Annotated in this window: 14 protein-coding genes and 4 pseudogenes; 7 read left to right on the plus strand and 11 right to left on the minus strand. The window is 54.5% G+C overall.

What is annotated here, in order from left to right; all coding sequences use genetic code 11:
- The first annotated feature begins 440 nt into the window (after positions 1-440).
- Both HBO10_RS31525 and HBO10_RS31530 read left to right on the plus strand, forming a co-directional pair.
- Positions 441-731: a hypothetical protein gene (locus tag HBO10_RS31525; RefSeq protein ID WP_262378133.1), complete on the plus strand. Its 291-nt coding sequence runs from the start codon at positions 441-443 to the stop codon at positions 729-731.
- 104 nt (positions 732-835) lie between these two features.
- Positions 836-988 (plus strand): annotated as a pseudogene (locus HBO10_RS31530) (histone-like nucleoid-structuring protein, MvaT/MvaU family); the annotation flags it as partial.
- 97 nt (positions 989-1,085) lie between these two features.
- On the opposite strand, the gene HBO10_RS28980 reads toward HBO10_RS31530, so the two are convergent.
- The 4 genes from HBO10_RS28980 to HBO10_RS28995 form a co-directional block, all read right to left on the minus strand.
- Complete coding sequence (locus HBO10_RS28980) at positions 1,086-2,084, minus strand: NADP-dependent oxidoreductase (RefSeq protein ID WP_169922191.1); 999 nt, start codon at positions 2,082-2,084, stop codon at positions 1,086-1,088.
- Positions 2,085-2,129: 45 nt separating this feature from the next.
- Complete coding sequence (locus HBO10_RS28985; protein ID WP_169922192.1) at positions 2,130-2,999, minus strand: alpha/beta hydrolase; 870 nt, start codon at positions 2,997-2,999, stop codon at positions 2,130-2,132.
- Positions 3,000-3,095: 96 nt separating this feature from the next.
- Positions 3,096-3,884 (minus strand): SDR family oxidoreductase, encoded by a 789-nt coding sequence (locus tag HBO10_RS28990; RefSeq protein WP_169922193.1) that lies wholly within the window; start codon positions 3,882-3,884, stop codon positions 3,096-3,098.
- A gap of 74 nt (positions 3,885-3,958) precedes the next feature.
- The gene (locus HBO10_RS28995) at positions 3,959-5,059 is read right to left on the minus strand and encodes an alkene reductase (protein ID WP_169922194.1); all 1,101 of its coding nucleotides are present in this window, start codon (positions 5,057-5,059) and stop codon (positions 3,959-3,961) included.
- Positions 5,060-5,226: 167 nt separating this feature from the next.
- Here HBO10_RS28995 and HBO10_RS29000 point away from each other — a divergent pair, with 167 nt between their 5' ends.
- Positions 5,227-5,826 carry a TetR/AcrR family transcriptional regulator gene (locus HBO10_RS29000; protein WP_169922195.1) on the plus strand — a complete coding sequence of 200 codons (600 nt, stop codon included), beginning with the start codon at positions 5,227-5,229 and terminating at the stop codon, positions 5,824-5,826.
- Positions 5,827-6,191: 365 nt separating this feature from the next.
- Positions 6,192-6,719 (plus strand): annotated as a pseudogene (locus HBO10_RS29005) (IS21 family transposase); the annotation flags it as partial.
- A gap of 45 nt (positions 6,720-6,764) precedes the next feature.
- Here HBO10_RS29005 and HBO10_RS29010 read toward each other — a convergent pair.
- The 3 genes and pseudogenes from HBO10_RS29010 to HBO10_RS29020 all read right to left on the minus strand — a co-directional run.
- The gene (locus HBO10_RS29010; protein WP_169922236.1) at positions 6,765-6,896 is read right to left on the minus strand and encodes a DUF2256 domain-containing protein; all 132 of its coding nucleotides are present in this window, start codon (positions 6,894-6,896) and stop codon (positions 6,765-6,767) included.
- Positions 6,893-8,431 carry a cryptochrome/photolyase family protein gene (locus HBO10_RS29015; protein ID WP_169922196.1) on the minus strand — a complete coding sequence of 513 codons (1,539 nt, stop codon included), beginning with the start codon at positions 8,429-8,431 and terminating at the stop codon, positions 6,893-6,895. The genes HBO10_RS29010 and HBO10_RS29015 overlap by 4 nt, the downstream gene beginning before the upstream one ends.
- Positions 8,432-8,869: 438 nt before the next feature.
- Positions 8,870-9,022 (minus strand): annotated as a pseudogene (locus HBO10_RS29020) (transposase domain-containing protein); the annotation flags it as partial.
- A gap of 9 nt (positions 9,023-9,031) precedes the next feature.
- On the opposite strand from HBO10_RS29020, the pseudogene HBO10_RS29025 reads away from it, so the two are divergent.
- A pseudogene (locus HBO10_RS29025) lies at positions 9,032-9,296 on the plus strand (LysR substrate-binding domain-containing protein); the annotation flags it as partial.
- 665 nt (positions 9,297-9,961) lie between these two features.
- Here the strand turns inward: HBO10_RS29025 and HBO10_RS29030 are convergent.
- The 4 genes from HBO10_RS29030 to HBO10_RS29045 all read right to left on the minus strand — a co-directional run bounded on the left by HBO10_RS29030 (position 9,962) and on the right by HBO10_RS29045 (position 13,472).
- Complete coding sequence (locus HBO10_RS29030) at positions 9,962-10,750, minus strand: EAL domain-containing protein (protein ID WP_222937099.1); 789 nt, start codon at positions 10,748-10,750, stop codon at positions 9,962-9,964.
- 71 nt (positions 10,751-10,821) lie between these two features.
- Positions 10,822-12,138 carry a PAS domain-containing methyl-accepting chemotaxis protein gene (locus HBO10_RS31645; protein ID WP_169922197.1) on the minus strand — a complete coding sequence of 439 codons (1,317 nt, stop codon included), beginning with the start codon at positions 12,136-12,138 and terminating at the stop codon, positions 10,822-10,824.
- A 409-nt stretch (positions 12,139-12,547) separates the two neighbouring features.
- Complete coding sequence (gene uraH / locus HBO10_RS29040; protein WP_169922198.1) at positions 12,548-12,958, minus strand: hydroxyisourate hydrolase; 411 nt, start codon at positions 12,956-12,958, stop codon at positions 12,548-12,550.
- 10 nt (positions 12,959-12,968) lie between these two features.
- Positions 12,969-13,472 (minus strand): heme-binding protein, encoded by a 504-nt coding sequence (locus tag HBO10_RS29045; protein ID WP_169922199.1) that lies wholly within the window; start codon positions 13,470-13,472, stop codon positions 12,969-12,971.
- A 153-nt stretch (positions 13,473-13,625) separates the two neighbouring features.
- Here HBO10_RS29045 and HBO10_RS29050 point away from each other — a divergent pair, with 153 nt between their 5' ends.
- A complete protein-coding gene (locus tag HBO10_RS29050; protein ID WP_169922200.1) occupies positions 13,626-14,297 on the plus strand; it encodes a heavy metal response regulator transcription factor in 672 nt (223 codons plus the stop codon).
- A complete protein-coding gene (locus tag HBO10_RS29055) occupies positions 14,294-15,664 on the plus strand; it encodes a heavy metal sensor histidine kinase (RefSeq protein WP_169922238.1) in 1,371 nt (456 codons plus the stop codon). The genes HBO10_RS29050 and HBO10_RS29055 overlap by 4 nt, the downstream gene beginning before the upstream one ends.
- The last annotated feature ends 269 nt before the right edge of the window (positions 15,665-15,933 follow it).

Genomic DNA, 15,933 nt, shown 5'->3' on the forward strand with positions numbered 1-15,933 from the left:
ATGAATACTAAGTTCTGGTGTCAGTCGGCTTCAGCCCGAGCATTCCCGGATTCCATTCTGGAAAGTGCAAACGAGCTTGTGATGAAGACAGCATGCCTTTCGGGTCTTCACGCACCTGAGACTGCCGAGTGCCTGGTTGAGCTAATCCAGGTCACCAGCACCCATTACTCGAGATGAGTGACCGGCAGAGTTCGACCCACAGCAGGCGGTGAGGGTTGCCTACGAAATCTGGAGCAATTCAAACCGCCATAAAACACTCATGTCCCAACTAAGATGAAATGTGCACTCACAAACCTATGCAGGATTTCTAGCCGTGTATAGGAATCGTGGCCAGTTATCCGATTTAGCAGTCAATCGTGAAGCAAGCCGTGGCCTCCGCGCATCTCTGCGCTATGGTAAGTTTTCCGACATATAAGACTAAAGTCGTAGGAGGGCGGAGCATGCGAATTCGCGGGGATGTGTTTTGGCAATGGGCTGATCCGGCGCTTCACCATCGGACACACGACGAAACGTTAGACGACGGAACCTTCATTGATGTCCAAGTGAGGCTGTCGCCCTCGGGAAACACGCAGATGTTCATTGGAGTGTATTCAGCAAGCGGCATGGCTTTGCATGAAGAGGCGCTTGAGTCCAGGCCAGGTGAATCAATGACTCGTGCTTTAGCATGGGGCGTGGGGTGCGCAAGGCGACTCGCGATTGGTCTCAAACCTACTGAAAGGTATGTTGCCTAGACCTATATCTGCAGCTTGGTTGGGGGTGTGGTCGCCATACGAAGTATGTGATCAACCTGCTCGATCCACAAAATTGGCCGCCGTCGTGCTTCAGCTGTTGAGACCAAAGCCGCCACCGTAAGCCGTGCCAGGTGACGGCCTATAAGAATCCGCACACCGGCGAAGTCGTCGAAACCAAGGGCGGCAATCACAAAACGTTGAAGGAGTGGAAAGCTGAACACGGCTCCGCGACGGTCGAGTCCTGGCTGACCAAGTGATTTTGGTATGAGTACAAAAGGGCCAGAGAAGGAAACTTTTCTTGCTCAGCTTTCAACCCGGTTAAGCCGTCGGCAATACTCCTAGCGCTCTCGAATTTCACTTGAGCTTAATGATTACCTTACCTTTGGATCGACCTTGTTCGACATAGCTCAACGCCTCGGCTGTCGACTCGAAAGGGAAGGATCGGTCGATCACCGGTTTGATAATGCCGGACTCGATGAGAGCAGTGATTTCACCCAGTTGAGCACCACTCGCACGCATAAAAACGAAAGCATACCTGACGTTCCGCTTGCGAGCTTTTCTGCGGGTACTGCTGCTCAATAAACGCATCACCAAACCTAATCCCCAAAACAGCTTTTGCTCTTCAGCGAACAGCGGCGTTGGCGGCCCCGAGATGGAAATGAGCTGCCCCCCAGGCTTCAGAATGGTGAGCGACTTTTCGAGTTCATCAGCGCCCAAGCTGTTCCATACGACGTCGTAGTCCTGCAAAACGCTTTCGAAGTTTTGCTTCTTGTAGTCGATGACAACGTCGGCTCCCAGCGCTTTAACCCATTCAACATTGGTTGTGCTGGTGGTTGTCGCAACGAAGGCCCCCAGATGCTTGGCGAGCTGGATGGCGATGCTGCCAACGCCGCCGGATCCGGCGTGGATAAAGATCTTCTGGCCTTTTTTCAACCTGGCTGTTTCAACCAACACCTGCCAGGCCGTCAGAGCGACCAGGGGGAGGGAAGCCGCTTCTTCCATGCTGATATTTTTGGGTTTCAACGCGAGTGCATTTTCTTCCACCGCAATCAGCTCGGCGAACGTGCCTATGCGCTCTTGAGGAGGGCGCGCGTAGACTTCGTCACCTGGCTTGAAGCGCCGCACGGCTGAGCCCACGCCAACCACCACTCCAGCCAAATCATTGCCCAATATCAACGGAAATGAGTACGGCAAGATCAGTTTGAATTCGCCTGTACTGATCTTTGAATCAAGCACGTTGACACTTGTGGCATGCACTTGAACCAGGACGTCATGTGCACCCACTTCAGGGGCGGGCACCTCGCCTACACGTCCATTATTCTTGCCATAACGGTCGATTAGAAATGCCTTCATGTTGATTCAACTCTCATAGTTTCAAATGGGACTGGTTGAACACGCTCAGGCATCCAGGAATACCGTTGCCTTGGCCACGAAGTCGGCATGATGTTGGAAAATTCCGCCATGCCCTGCGTCTTCGTAAATGATCAGGTGTGAATTCGGGATCCGGTTCGCCAAGTCAGCAGAGTTCACCGTGGGCACCATGATGTCGTGGTCACCGTTGGCGATCAGCGTCGGTATCTGTATGCGACTGAGATTTTGTGGGGGTTGTCTGCCCCATGCGTGAATGGCTTTCAACTGGCGCAAAAAAGCGCTTGGCGTTGGATTTTTGTCGCGATCTTTCCTGCGCTCCTTCAGGCGATTCAGAAAATCCTTGGCGGCTCGCCGGCCATTGACCGTCGAGGTGAAGAACAGGTAGGTCTTCGGATCGCGCAACGTCAGCAAACCTTTAAGCATCAATGGCCATGACACTGACCAGACCTTGTCGATGCCAGTTCCGCCAGCAGGCCCGGTGCCGGTCAGAATCAGTCTGCGCACCAGGTCAGGGGCGCTCAGGGCAATTTCCTGGGCCACGAACCCTCCAAGTGAAAAACCCAGCAGGTCGACCTTGTCGAAACCCAGCGCACGAATCACAGCGATGGCATCGTTTGCCATTTCACCGACCGTCGCAGGGGCGGTGCCATCTGAGGCGCCGATACCCCGATAGTCAGTGGCGATGATGCGCCGGGTGCTTGCGAGCCCATCCATGATCCGTGGGTCGAAGTTGTCCAGCACTGCGCCCCAATGGTTAAGCAGAACGAGCGGCAACTCACCCTTGGGGCCTATGTCACGGTAAGCGAACGCTGTTCCTTCAACCTTGATCCATTGGTTCGCTGCATTGACGAACTGCGTGCGCGATCCGGGATGAGGTGTTGTGTCTTGAATATTCATGTTGGCCCCGTGATGCGGTTCGAAAAGCTGCAAGTGAGACTGTGTTGCAGGCGCTTTTAAATCGAGTGCTGCACACCAGCGCCTGCTGCACGATGATTAAGCCTTGGCTTGATAGCGCTCGGCGACATCGGATTGCCTGATCTCTGACAGCAAGCCCTGGCGTGCGGCCTGCAAGGCATCCCAACGGGCGGCGTCCTGCAAGGGGGGGATGGTCACGGGCTCGCGACGATCGAAACCCACCAGGGCCGCATCGACCAGATCACCCACTTCCATGATGTCACTGAGGGTATTGATGTCGATGCCCGCTCGCTCCCAGATTTCGGTGCGAGTGGCTGCCGGCAGAACGGCTTGCACGTAGACGCCTTTGGGCGACAGTTCCAGGCTCATACCTTGTGATAGAAACAGCACAAACGCCTTGGTCGCGCCGTAGACCGTCATCCCGAACTCTGGTGCCAGGCCCACGACCGAGCCTATGTTGATAATCGCTCCGTCCCCGGCTTGTGCCAGGCGTGGGGCGATGGCGCTGGCAAGCCGTACCAGTGCGGTAGTGTTGAGCGTGACCAACTGAGCAACGCTGTCGGTGGATAGTTCGATAAAGCTGCCCGATTGTGCGGCGCCGGCATTGTTCACCAGGATGCCGATACTGGCGTCGTCGCGCAGGCGAGCCTCGACCGTGGTCAAGTCGCTGATTTGGGTCAGGTCAGCCTGGAGAACATCGATGGCGACGTTGTGTTTCTCACGCAGCCGGGCTGCAAGTGCATCCAGCCGCCCTTTGTCGCGGGCAACCAGTACGAGGTCGTGCCCGCGCTGTGCAAAGCGCTCGGCATAGGTGGCGCCGATGCCAGTGGAGGCGCCGGTAATGAGAACGGTGGCAGGGATGCTCATGAATTGATCCTCAGTTTGGGATATCGACAGGCGAGTCATGCGCGGTGTCAGGAGGACATGCGCAGCCGTGATGTTTAGCCGTGCCGGGTACTGGATTCAGCAAGGGTGGGGTAGTCGATGTAGCCTTCTGCACCACCGCCATACAGGGTCGCAGGATCGAATGCCGACAAAGCGGCAGCGTTTTCAAGGCGCTCCACCAAGTCCGGGTTACCGATGAAGGGGCGTCCGAAGGCGATCAAGTCAGCTTTGTCATCGATGAGTTGAGAGGTGGCCAGATTCACGTCGTAGCCATTGTTCGCGATGTACGTGTTTTTGAAGCGTTGGCGCAGAGAACCAAAGTCGAAGGGCGCAATATCGCGTGGCCCGCCAGTCGCGCCTTCGACCACATGGAGGTACACAATGCCCAAGGCATCGAGTTGGTCGACAATGTAGTCAAACTGGGCCTGCGGTTCGCTGCTGGAGACACCATTGGCTGGCGAAACTGGCGAAATACGGATGCCTGTGCGTCCGGCACCGACCTCGGCTACTACCGCTGCCGTCACTTCCAGCAGTAGGCGAGCGCGATTTTCAATCGAGCCACCGTAAGCATCGGTGCGGATGTTGGCACCGTCTTTTACGAACTGATCCAGCAAATAGCCGTTTGCGCCATGGATCTCTACGCCATCGAATCCCGCAGCGATCGCGTTTGCCGCCGCTTGGCGAAAATCATTGACGATCCCGGGAAGCTCGCTGATATCAAGCGCTCGCGGCTCTGAAACGTCCACGAAGCTATTGTTGACGAACACCTTGGTCGCGGGGCGGAGAGCGGAGGGTGCTACCGGAGCGGCACCGTTCTCCTGCAGGTCAACGTGCGACACGCGTCCGACATGCCACAGTTGCAGGAAAATTCGTCCGCCTTTTGCGTGGACGGCATCGGTGACCTGGCGCCAGCCATCGATCTGCGCCAGCGTGTAGATACCGGGCGTATCCTGGTAGCCCTGTCCCTGCTGCGAGATCTGCGAGGCTTCGGAGATCAACAGGCCTGTAGAGGCTCTCTGGCTGTAATAGGTTGCAGCGAACTCGCTCGGGACGAAGCCTTCGCCCGCACGGTTACGCGTCAGCGGAGCCATCACGATTCTGTTGGAAAGTGTCAGCGAGCCGAGCGTGTACGGCTCAAACAACGTCTTATCGTTCATTTCGTTTCCATACTCGTTGATTAATGAGGACGACATGCGCCGTGCCAGGGAGGATTCGCGTTGGCGTATTTATGATGTCGATCATACTCAAAACTGTCAACGCTTTTGATTATGATCGACATCAGAGTATGATGAGGGCATTGCTTTGAGGTGCAGAGGCGCAGGAAATGAAGATCACCAAGGCTCAATCGCTTGCCAATAGAGCTCACATCGTTGAGACGGCTTCAGAGCTGTTTCGCGAGCGTGGCTACGATGGCGTGGGGGTGGCTGAACTCATGGCAGCAGCCGGATTTACCCAAGGCGGTTTCTACAAGCACTTCGGCTCCAAGGCTGATTTGATGGCTGAAGCGGCAGCGAACAGTCTTTCGCATTCGCTGACCAGTTCCGAAGGTCTCGACGTTGCTGAGTTCATCGATCTGTATGTGTCGAGGGATCACCGAGACGGCAGGGGCAGCGGTTGCACTATGGCGGCCCTTTGTGGAGATGCTGCGCGTCAATCAGATGAGTTGAAAGCCACCTTTGCCAGCGGGGTAGAACGCACGCTGGCGACGCTCGAAGAAAAGTACAAAACGAGGCAAGACGCGCCGCCGGATGGGGTACGGGCAAAAATGATCGACATGCTGGCGCATGCAATCGGTGCCGTCATGTTGTCGCGCGCCTGCCCAGATGATTCTTCTCTGGCTGATGAAATACTCGAGGTTTGCCACGCCGAGATAATTGCGTCATTGCCGTTGTCGCCAATCAGTGAGCCGCAGGGGAACACATAGATGGTCGCTTTCAGTTAGAGCGCTGATAGCGACTTCAAGGGCTAATTGATTCTGATTGGTTTTGAAGAGTAGGGAAGGAACTAGGTCTGCGTTCGACTTTGCGTTTCCTCCATGAAAAAAGGAAAGCGTAGCAGGCGGGGCAATTCCGATTCAAGCCGCCTGGCGCCTGAGAAATCCGCGCCCCCCAATAGTAACCAGGTATTCGGGCGGATCCGCATAGTTAGTGTTCAATCGCCACCAGAAATTAGGGTGTTGCCGCTGACCGAAAACTGACCCAGTAAAGGCTGTTCTGCCGACTGAAAACTGACCCAGGTGTTCAACTGCTTCTGCTCACTTTTCGAGCAGGAGAACACAGGGTGATCAGCATGGAAATGTTGGGAAAAATCCGGCGGATGTACTTCCGCGACAAGCTCTCGCTGCATCAGATAGCCAAGCGTACCGGACTGTCGAGAAACACCATTCGAAAATGGGTCAGAGCACCCGAAGCCACCCAACCGGCGTACCAACGGTGCGCAACCTTCAACAAACTCAGTCCATTTCACGAGACGCTGGAGCAGGTGCTCAAGGCCGATTCGTTTCGGGCAAAGCACAACCGCAGGAGTGCCAAAGCACTCTTCGAACAGATCAAGGCCGAGAGGTACGACGGCGGCTACAGCCAACTCACCGCCTTTATACGCTCGTGGCGCGGCGAGCAAGGCAAGTCTTTACGAGCCTTTGTGCCGCTGACCTTTGCACTCGGGGGGGCCTTTCAATTCGACTGGAGCGAAGAAGGTCTGCTGATCGGCGGCCTGTTCCGACGCATCCAGGTCTCCCATATGAAGCTGTGCGCCAGTCGCGCATTTTGGTTGGTTGCGTATCCCAGTCAAGGCCATGAGATGTTGGTCGATGCTCATGCTTGCCAAATATTACCGGTACTCTCCGAGGGTCTTTATGTTGGTTCAGCTTTTACTGCGCCGGCAGCGCTCCGAGCAGTAGCGCACTTCATCCCAGCAGCGTGCCCATTTTTTCCTCCATGTGAAGGGAAGGCCGCAAGTCAGGCAGGTTTTGACTGGGAGCTCAATCTTTTTCAAAACGACTCACCTTCATCTAATTGGGCGAGCAACAATTGGCCGCGTTGCCATAGCGCCTGCTGCTTGGGTTCAGGCATGCGGTCGAGGTTTTTATACATCATGCTCATGCGTTGATTACCACGCAGAAGGTCACCGTGACGCATCAGGAAGTGCCAATAGAGCGAGTTGAACGGGCAGGCGTCATCTGTGGTGCTTTCGCTAACCTTGTAGGCGCAGCCACGGCAATAGTCGGACATGCGCTTTATGTACTGGCCGCTCGCACAGTAAGGCTTGGAGCCCAGGTAACCGCCATCTGCGTGCATGACCATACCCAATGTATTGGGTAGCTCCACCCAGTCGAATGCATCCATGTAGATCGCTAGGTACCACTCGCATACTTGGCTTGGTGCGATACCAGCGAGCAGGGCGAAATTACCGGTCACCATCAGCCTTTGGATATGGTGAGCGTAGGCATGCTTAAGACTTTGACCTATTGCCTGGCGCATGCAGTTCATCTGCGTTTCGCCTGTCCAGTAAAACTCTGGAAGCGACCTGGTGTTACCGAACACATTTCCTTCGGCGTAGCCAGGCATCCTAAGCCAGTAGACGCCACGGACGTACTCTCGCCAGCCGATCAGTTGACGAATAAAGCCTTCTGCAGCGTTGAGTGCAATGCTGCCCGACCAATACGCTGACTGCACATCACTGCAAAGCTGGCGAAGATCCAGTAGACCAATGTTGAGCGCAGCGCTAATCCGCGCATGAAACAGAAATGGCTCGTTGCTGGCCATGGCGTCTTGATAGTCACCGAACGCTGCCAATCCCCAATCGAGGAAGTAATCCCACAATGCCTGAGCTTCAACGTGAGTTACGGGGTAGTCGAATGTGTCGAGAGCTCCATAGTGGCTGGCGAAGCGCTGGGCTACCAATGCAAGCACATCTTGGGTGATTGCGTCTGGTTTAAAACGAGCGGGTGATGGGGGCACAACTCCTTTGGGTAAAGCCTTGCGGTTGTCTGCATCAAAGTTCCAGGCGCCTCCGACCGGACTACCATCACCGTTGAGTAATAACCCGCTCTTGCGGCGCATCTCACGGTAAAAGAACTCCATGCGCAGCTGCTTTTTGCCTTTCGCCCAGTTTGAGAACTCGGTACGTGTGCAGAGAAAGCGAGCATCGCTATGCCACTGTATGGGTAAGCCACATTCCTTGAGCGATTGTTCCAAGCGCCAGTCACCGCACTCTGTCATGTGTATTTCACTTGGCTTCAAAAGTGCTTGCCAGCGATGCAACTCGCTCGGCACCGATCCACTGTTGTTCGGATCAGTCAGCGTGACGTAGTGCACTCGGACTCCAAGCCGGCGGAGAGCCTCGGCGAAATGTCGCATGGCACTGAAGATCAGGGCGATTTTTTGCGGATGATGGGGTACATGGCTGGCCTCCTCCATCACCTCGACCAGAAGCACTGTATCGCTCTCGATATCCAGGCCTTGCAGGGAGGCTAGGTCGAAAGATAATTGGTCGCCCAAGACAAGGCACAAACGCTGAGTCGCATTCATCAATCAGAGTCCATTTGATTCGGTCGCTCGTAAAGACCCAAAGCTTTACAACCTCAACCGTCAAGTAGCCGTTGATAGGGTATTTCAGTTGCGTTGAGCGGTGGGGGAGGCAAGTCGGATTTCATCGAGCTCGTTCCAAGGACGATATCCGGCCAGCATTGAGGGGCATTTGGGATTGTGAGGAAAATCGTTCCCTCTATCGAGCTCAGGCTGCATCGCCCTGCATGACCTGCACGTGATAGTGCCCTGTGATAGACACCAATTTTTGTGCCAAGTGACGAGTCGTTCTGAGGGAGTCATGGTGATCGAAAGGTCGAAGATAAGTTATACAACAATAGTATCTTGTATAGTTTTTTGCGAGCGTTGTTCATCGGGTTGATGACTTTTTCGCGTTATACGACACAATGGTAAGCGTCCGGCGAACACGCCTTTGCGTAGTTAAACGGACGCCCACTTATGCGGCAGCAACTCCGTAATCTCACTCGCCCGCTGCGGCGGCAGACGGGGCAGAACATCCTTCAGATAGGCATACGGATCATGCCCGTTCATGCGCGCCGACTGGATCAAACTCATGATCGCTGCCGCCCTTTTTCGCTGCGGAGCGATCTGGCAGCACATCGCTGCATCGACATACGTTTCCCCCACCTATGACGGCATGGACGCGTGGGAATTCGAACGCCAGGGCAAGAAACTGAAAGTGCGGGTAGACGGCCAACTGGTATTTAACTCCACCACCCATATCGCCGATGCAGCGGTGAGCGGGCCGGGCATCGCTGACTTGCCCGAGGACGACTGGCTCAAGGGCACCTGGTTCGGGTTCTGGAAGACTGGTGTGAGCTACCCCAGCCGCCGGCAACCTTCCTAGGCATTTTCGCTGGTCGTTGATGCATTACGGGTAGATCGCTTGCCACCAGATGACAGCCTGACTGCCACGGATGTGTGACCACGACGATTCGGGCGAGCACTCGGAGAAACGCCTGGCGTTTGCAAGAAATGCAAGTAATCAAGGCCATTCATGGGCGGCGCATCGCACAGGTAGAAGATGCAGTGGCCTCCGTAACGACCCGTTGCCAAATGGGTCAAGCACGATAGCGCAACGCATCCACAAGGAGGCTAAAAGCCTGGGTGGGCTGGCGTCGACTTGGGTCGTACAGATGATACCCAGAAAACGGCGGGCACCAGTCGTCTAGGACGAATAAAGCTGCCGTGTTCGATATCCAATTTCACCTGCTGCTCAGGGAGATGTACGAGGCCTTGACCTGATCGAGCACCCAACAAAATAAGTGAGGCAGTTCCAAAAACGAGCTGACCGTCCACATGGACGTTTACAGACCTACCATCTTTTTCGCATTCCCGAGCATACAGTCCAAACGTGACGATAGTGCCAAGCGCTCGACCAGGTGCTGCTGCCTGGTAGATAGTGTCGATGCGAACTGAGCCAATGTGGGTGTGATGATAGCCCGGCTTTCCGGTGCTTATCCATTGAATCAGATTAAGGCTTCGCGTTTTACCGGAGCGTCGCCTATTTATTCAAGTCGAGGACGCTCTATAGCCAACGGTTGGGGTTGGCCAATTCACGTTAGGCAGCGTTTCATATTCGGGCTTTGCGAGTAGATAGCCTTGATAGAAGTTAATGCCGAGGGCTAGTAACTGCTGTAGTTCAGCATTGGTCTCTACGCCCTCTGCAATCACGTCAATATTGAGCGCTATACATACACCGAGGATGCCTTTGACGATCGCCTGTCTTACCGGGTCAGTGCAGATGCTGCGTACCAGTGCCATGTCCAGTTTGATGATGTCGGGTTGAAACTCTGCCAGCAGATTGAGCCCCGAGTATCCAGCACCGAAATCATCTATGGCTGTCTTGAAGCCTTTAAGGCGATATTCTCGAATGATGCTTTTTAGATGTTCCTTGTCCACCAGCTCTTCGTTTTCGGTGATCTCAAAAATCAGCCGTTCGGTGGGAAATCCAAATCTGTTTGCGGCTTCAAGCGTCGCTCGAATGCACGTGGCTGCTTGATATACCGCATTGGGTAAGAAGTTGATGCTAACAAAGCACGGGATTTGCAAGCGTGAAGCAAGTTCAACAGCCTTTACCCGACAGGCTTGGTCAAAGGCATATCGGTTCTGTTCGTTCACCTTTCCAAGAATGGCAGCGGCACCACTGCCATCGCAACCACGTACTAAAGCCTCGTAGGCAAAAATACTGTTGTCGCGCAGATCGACGATTGGCTGGAACGCCATACTGAACTCAAAATCCAGTTCTTTGCCCTCCCTGCAGGCACTACAAGGAGGGACTGGTCGTGATTTTTCGTTCATTCAAAACCCATTTTTCAATCACTATGAAGGTGTCGATCAAACCAAGATTTCGTATATGCCGCAAGGCTGAATCATCGTGCTAGTGCCGACGAGAAATTGCTGATCGCGTGTACGACTTGGCGAGCACTATCCTGAATATCCAGGATCACTTGACCAGCCTCGCCGGCTAATTTGACGCCTTGTTCAGCCTTGTCTTTACTCGCCTCCATCCTGGTCACTGCCCCCTTGGCCAATTCACGATTGTGCTGCACCACCTCGACAATCTTGATGGTGGCTTGGCTTGTGCGCGAAGCCAGATTGCGCACTTCGTCAGCGACCACCGCAAAACCACGACCCTGCTCTCCGGCACGAGCCGCTTCGATGGCTGCGTTTAGCGCTAGAAGATTCGTTTGTTCGGCGATGCCACGGATGGTCTGCACGATGCTGCTGATTACTTCCGACTGCTGACTGACAGCATTGATACCTTCGGCTGCGTGATTCAATTCGCCAGCCAGGCTTTGCATGACATCCACTGTCTCCTGCACCACTCGTGCACCTTCGTGTGCTGTATCGTCGGTTTTCAGCGAAATCTCATAGGCCATGCGTGCGGCTCGTGACTCAGTTTCCTGCTGGAGAACCTGAGCAGTGATATCGCTCGCAAACTTAACGACTTTGTAAAGGCTGCCGTTGGCGTCGAACACCGGATTGTAAGTCGCACGTAACCAGACGGTGTGTCCCTGGTTGTTGAGGCGCTTGAAGTTACCGGAGAAAAAATCGCCGTGATTCAGGCGCTCCCAGAACTGGCGGTACTCGTTGGATTCACTTTCGCGACGCTCACAGAACAGACGATGGTGCTTGCCAATAATCTCATCCAGCCGGTAACCCATCACTGCAAGGAAGTTTTCGTTGGCGCTGACGACTTCTCCCTGCCGGTTGAACTCAATGGTTGCCATGGAACGGTTAATCGCCTTGATTTGGCTCTCCTGCTCTTGTTCCTTCTGCACCCGGGCAGTGACATCAGTCGCAATCTTGACGACCTTGATCACCCGTCCGGAGGCGTCGCGAACAGGGTTATAACTGGCCTCCAGCCAGATCTCACGTCCCTGCTTGTCCAGGCGCAGGAAGCGGTCGTTTATGAACTCACCATGACTCAGGCGTGACCAAAAACCTTGATAAGCGACGCTGTTGGCGTATGTCGGCGTACAGAATAAGCGGTGATGCCGAGAGTGAATTTCCTCAAGGCGATAGCCCATTAGTCTCAGGAAATTGTTATTGGCGCCGAGGATCGTGCCATCAGGTTGGAACTCAATCAGAGCCATGGAGCCACCTAATGCTGCGAGGGTAGCTTCGCAGTCAGCCAAGCGCTGCTGGCTGACTGCCAATTCTTTTTTGATTTGCGAGTTGAACATACGTACCTCAGTGGATATGGGGCTGCATGGCACGTCTATCAAGTTAACGCAAAACCTATACAAAGCAAGGCTTGCCGTACAAGAATAATTGATGTCAAGCACGAGGCATGCATGTTGATCGCGGGGTAATGCGTTGATCGGGTAGGGGGATTGAGCATCGGCAATTGACTGTCGGGTTACGCAGCTGTCACATAATCGGCAGAGCACTCGATAAGCGGCCTGCAATTCATGGTCAAGGATCAGAAGTTTTCTGTCACCGGCATCACCCCCCTGTAACGTGAGTCAAGCCTAAGGAGTGAGCGTGGCTATTGCTGACGGTTTTGATACCGAAAAGTTAAGCGACAGTGCCGCCCTTTTGAGTCGGGGCGGCTGTCACCTTCGGGCGGTATCCTTTGGTATCGCTTAACGATCAATTTCCTCGGTATGTGGAGAAACCATAGGGGCTGAGAAGCAATGGGATGTGGTAGTGCGGGACGGTGCCGTCCACCTCAAAAATGACGGGTACCTCCGGAAAGAAGCTGGACGTTTTGTGCGCCTTGAACCACTCACCGGTTTTGAAGGTGACACGATAGGTACCTTTCTCCAGACCCCGACCTTCCGGATACAGCCCGGTGATACGACCTTGCTCATTGGTTGCCGCGCTGTTGAGCATGTCCCAGTTTTTCCCATCCTGTTTTTCCAACGTGACATTGACTCCAGGGGAGGGCAGGCCATCCTGCAAGTTGAGTACATGCACGCTCAATGGATTTGCTGCCGCTGATGCAAGGGTTGAAAGGGCACTCAATACAGCGCCAGCGAAGAAACTTTTCAAAACAGTCATGGTGATGTCCTTAATTTTTAACGGCAGGTAAAACTTTGTTGATAGCGACCTCTGCACAACCTTCATCGTTTGCAGCGCCCCCTGCACCGGCCACTCCGATGGCGCCAATGACCTGACCATCGAATTTCAATGGCATGCCTCCACCGAGCAGTAACAATTCATCAAGGGTGTTGAGGTTTTCAGCATCCGGATTAGCGCGAGCGCGTTCAGCTAACAACCGCGTAGAAGTCTTGGTCGACAGGGCGGTATAGGCTTTGCGTTGTGCGGCTAACGTGTTGTGCGGGCCGACATTGTCATCGCGTTGCACGGCAACCAGATTGCCACCTCGGTCAACAACGGCGGCAACGGCTGTGCGGCCATCGGCATGACAGGCCGTCAACGCGGCATTTAGCAAATCGTTGGCCATTGCAAGTGACACGTCCTGGCGCTGCGCAACCTGATCCGGGGCTGCAACGGCGAACGCAGAGCTCATTGCAAGTGTCATCAGCAATGAAGTCGATAGGCTTGTACGCATTGTGTTTCCTTGGTTGGTTGAGGAGTCTGTCTGAGTCGTTGCCAGACATCATGACCAGCCCGCTCCGTCAGAATGATTGCCTCCTGATTACCAATATGTAATGTGAGAAATCAGCGAAGCGGGCTAGCCTGTGCTCCAGTCTTGGAGGAAAAAATGCGTATCCTGGTGGTTGAAGATGAAACGAAAATGGCGGATTACCTGCGCAAAGCCCTTACTGAATCGGGCTATGCGGTAGAGATCGCCCTTGACGGGCTGGACGGCCAGCATCTGGCGCAGGAGAGTGAGTTCGATCTGATCATTCTGGATGTCATGCTGCCGGGGTTGGACGGCTGGCAATTGCTGCAAATCATCCGGCGTAAGTGGCAGACCCCGGTGCTGTTCCTCACCGCACGCGATTCGGTTGATGATCGGGTCAAAGGGCTGGAGTTGGGGGCCGATGATTATTTAGTGAAACCCTTTTCCTATGCCGAGTTACTGGCACGCGTGCGCACTTTGCTGCGCCGTGGCCCGCCTCGCGAGGTTGAGCATTTTGTGGCTGGTGACCTGAGCCTGGACTTGTTGCGACGAAGGGTAACGCGCAACGGCGAGCGTCTCACCCTGACCAACAAGGAGTTCGCCCTGCTGCATCTGCTGCTCAGTCGTGAAGGGGAGGTGTTATCGCGCTCGCTGATTGCCTCCCAGATCTGGCAGATGAACTTCGACAGTGACACCAATGTGGTGGATGTCGCTATCCGTCGACTGCGAGCCAAGGTTGACGATCCATACTCACTCAAGTTGATACACACAGTGCGTGGTATCGGTTACATGCTTGAGGTGCAATCCTGAATCTGTTTCCGCGCACCCTGAGCCTGCGCCTGGCGATCATGTTCGCACTCGTCAGCACGCTGTTACTGGGCTCCATTGGTTTTTATCTTTATCAATCTTTGCAGCGAGAGATTGCCTGGCGTGATGACCAGGCTCTGCTGGGGCGCCTGGAACGAATGCAAGCCTTGATCAGCGATAGCGACAGCATCGAGCAACTGCGAGGTCGGCCCAAGCTCTACGAAAACATGTTGGGCAATCGCGACAATTTGCTTTGGATCGTCGATGACACCGGCAAGGTGCTGATCGAAATCAACCCAGTGGGGATGACGTTTCCAAAGTTGCCGGCGGCACCCCATGCTCGCCTCGTTGACGACCACTCTTCCGAGCCGGTGCGGTTTGCCTGGCAGGATGTCATGCAGGGTGATCGCGGCTTGACCCTGATCGCTGGCAAGTTGTTGACAGAGCGCGAGCAGATGATGGGGGTTTACCGGCTCAAGCTATGGCTGGCCATGTCCGTCGGTGCGCTGCTGGCTTTCGTATTCGGCTGGTGGGTTAGTCAACGAGGCTTGCGCCCTGTGCGACTGCTGGCCAAGCGCGCTGCCGCAATTGACGTGCAGCATCTGCATCTGCGGCTGGATGAGTTCAATGAACTGAATGAGCTCAAGCTGCTCTGTAGCGCCCTCAACCAGATGCTTGCACGCCTTGAGGACGGATTCGCCCAGCTTTCACGTTTCTCGGAAGACCTTGCCCATGAGATGCGTACCCCGCTCGGTAACCTGATGGGTCATACCCAGCAAGCCCTGAGGCGCAGTCGCTCTATCGAGGACTATCAGAACCTGCTGGTTTCCAATCAGGAAGAGTATGAAAGGCTGGCACGAATGATCGACAGCATGCTGTTTCTTGCTCGCACCGAGCAGGCCAACGCTTGCGTAAACGTCGAGCAAATTAACCTGCACGATCTGATTGAGCAGCTCTGTGAGTATTTCGACGGCGTGGCGCAAGAGCGAGATGTGCAACTGCTTAACCAGACTCAGGATCAGTTGATGGGTGATCCAGGCTTGATCCGTCGAGCATTAGCAAACTTGCTGGCCAACGCATTGCGCTACGCCATTCCCGAATCTGCAGTGACGATCAGCAGCAGGGTTACGCAAGACACGCTCGAAATTACGGTGCACAACCACGGCGAGCCGATTGCTGCGGAACATCTACCGCGATTGTTTGATCGCTTTTACCGGTGTGACCCATCACGCAATCAACCCGACGATTCCGGTGGTCTGGGATTGGCCATTGTTCGCTCAATCATGCAACTGCATGGCGGTCGCGTATCCGTTGACAGCACTGAAGCAGGTACGAGCTTTCACTTGGAATTCCCTCTTAAAAACGCCTGAACTCGAACCAAAAGAATTGCACCTGACACAGCGCATGATGGCAAATTGCCCTAGAATGAATTTCGTTGCAGTGGTGACCACGTAGCAAGCATGCAAATGTAGCTCGAAAAGTGGTCTTTCGGGCACATGCGAAAGGGGCAGAGGCAGTGCTGAGCATGAATCCGAAAGCCTGCTACGCCATTTTTAGGGAGATGTAACCGTGCCCAGCATCATTTTTGAATCGCAAATATGCGCATCAGATCTGATCCCTTGGGAATTGTTTTCAATAC

This window comes from Pseudomonas sp. WS 5503 (assembly GCF_012985385.1).
In the GTDB taxonomy this organism is placed as follows: domain Bacteria; phylum Pseudomonadota; class Gammaproteobacteria; order Pseudomonadales; family Pseudomonadaceae; genus Aquipseudomonas; species Aquipseudomonas paracarnis.

Coding starts and splice junctions, on each gene's coding strand:
- HBO10_RS28980 (WP_169922191.1), bottom strand. CDS start 2,084: ATGAAGGCATTTCTAATCGACCGTTATGGCAAGAATAATGGACGTGTA.
- HBO10_RS31525 (WP_262378133.1), top strand. CDS start 441: ATGCGAATTCGCGGGGATGTGTTTTGGCAATGGGCTGATCCGGCGCTT.
- HBO10_RS29015 (WP_169922196.1), bottom strand. CDS start 8,431: ATGAATGCGACTCAGCGTTTGTGCCTTGTCTTGGGCGACCAATTATCT.
- HBO10_RS29030 (WP_222937099.1), bottom strand. CDS start 10,750: ATGAACGAAAAATCACGACCAGTCCCTCCTTGTAGTGCCTGCAGGGAG.
- HBO10_RS29045 (WP_169922199.1), bottom strand. CDS start 13,472: ATGCGTACAAGCCTATCGACTTCATTGCTGATGACACTTGCAATGAGC.
- HBO10_RS29000 (WP_169922195.1), top strand. CDS start 5,227: ATGAAGATCACCAAGGCTCAATCGCTTGCCAATAGAGCTCACATCGTT.
- HBO10_RS28995 (WP_169922194.1), bottom strand. CDS start 5,059: ATGAACGATAAGACGTTGTTTGAGCCGTACACGCTCGGCTCGCTGACA.
- uraH (WP_169922198.1), bottom strand. CDS start 12,958: ATGACTGTTTTGAAAAGTTTCTTCGCTGGCGCTGTATTGAGTGCCCTT.
- HBO10_RS28990 (WP_169922193.1), bottom strand. CDS start 3,884: ATGAGCATCCCTGCCACCGTTCTCATTACCGGCGCCTCCACTGGCATC.
- HBO10_RS28985 (WP_169922192.1), bottom strand. CDS start 2,999: ATGAATATTCAAGACACAACACCTCATCCCGGATCGCGCACGCAGTTC.
- HBO10_RS31645 (WP_169922197.1), bottom strand. CDS start 12,138: ATGTTCAACTCGCAAATCAAAAAAGAATTGGCAGTCAGCCAGCAGCGC.
- HBO10_RS29050 (WP_169922200.1), top strand. CDS start 13,626: ATGCGTATCCTGGTGGTTGAAGATGAAACGAAAATGGCGGATTACCTG.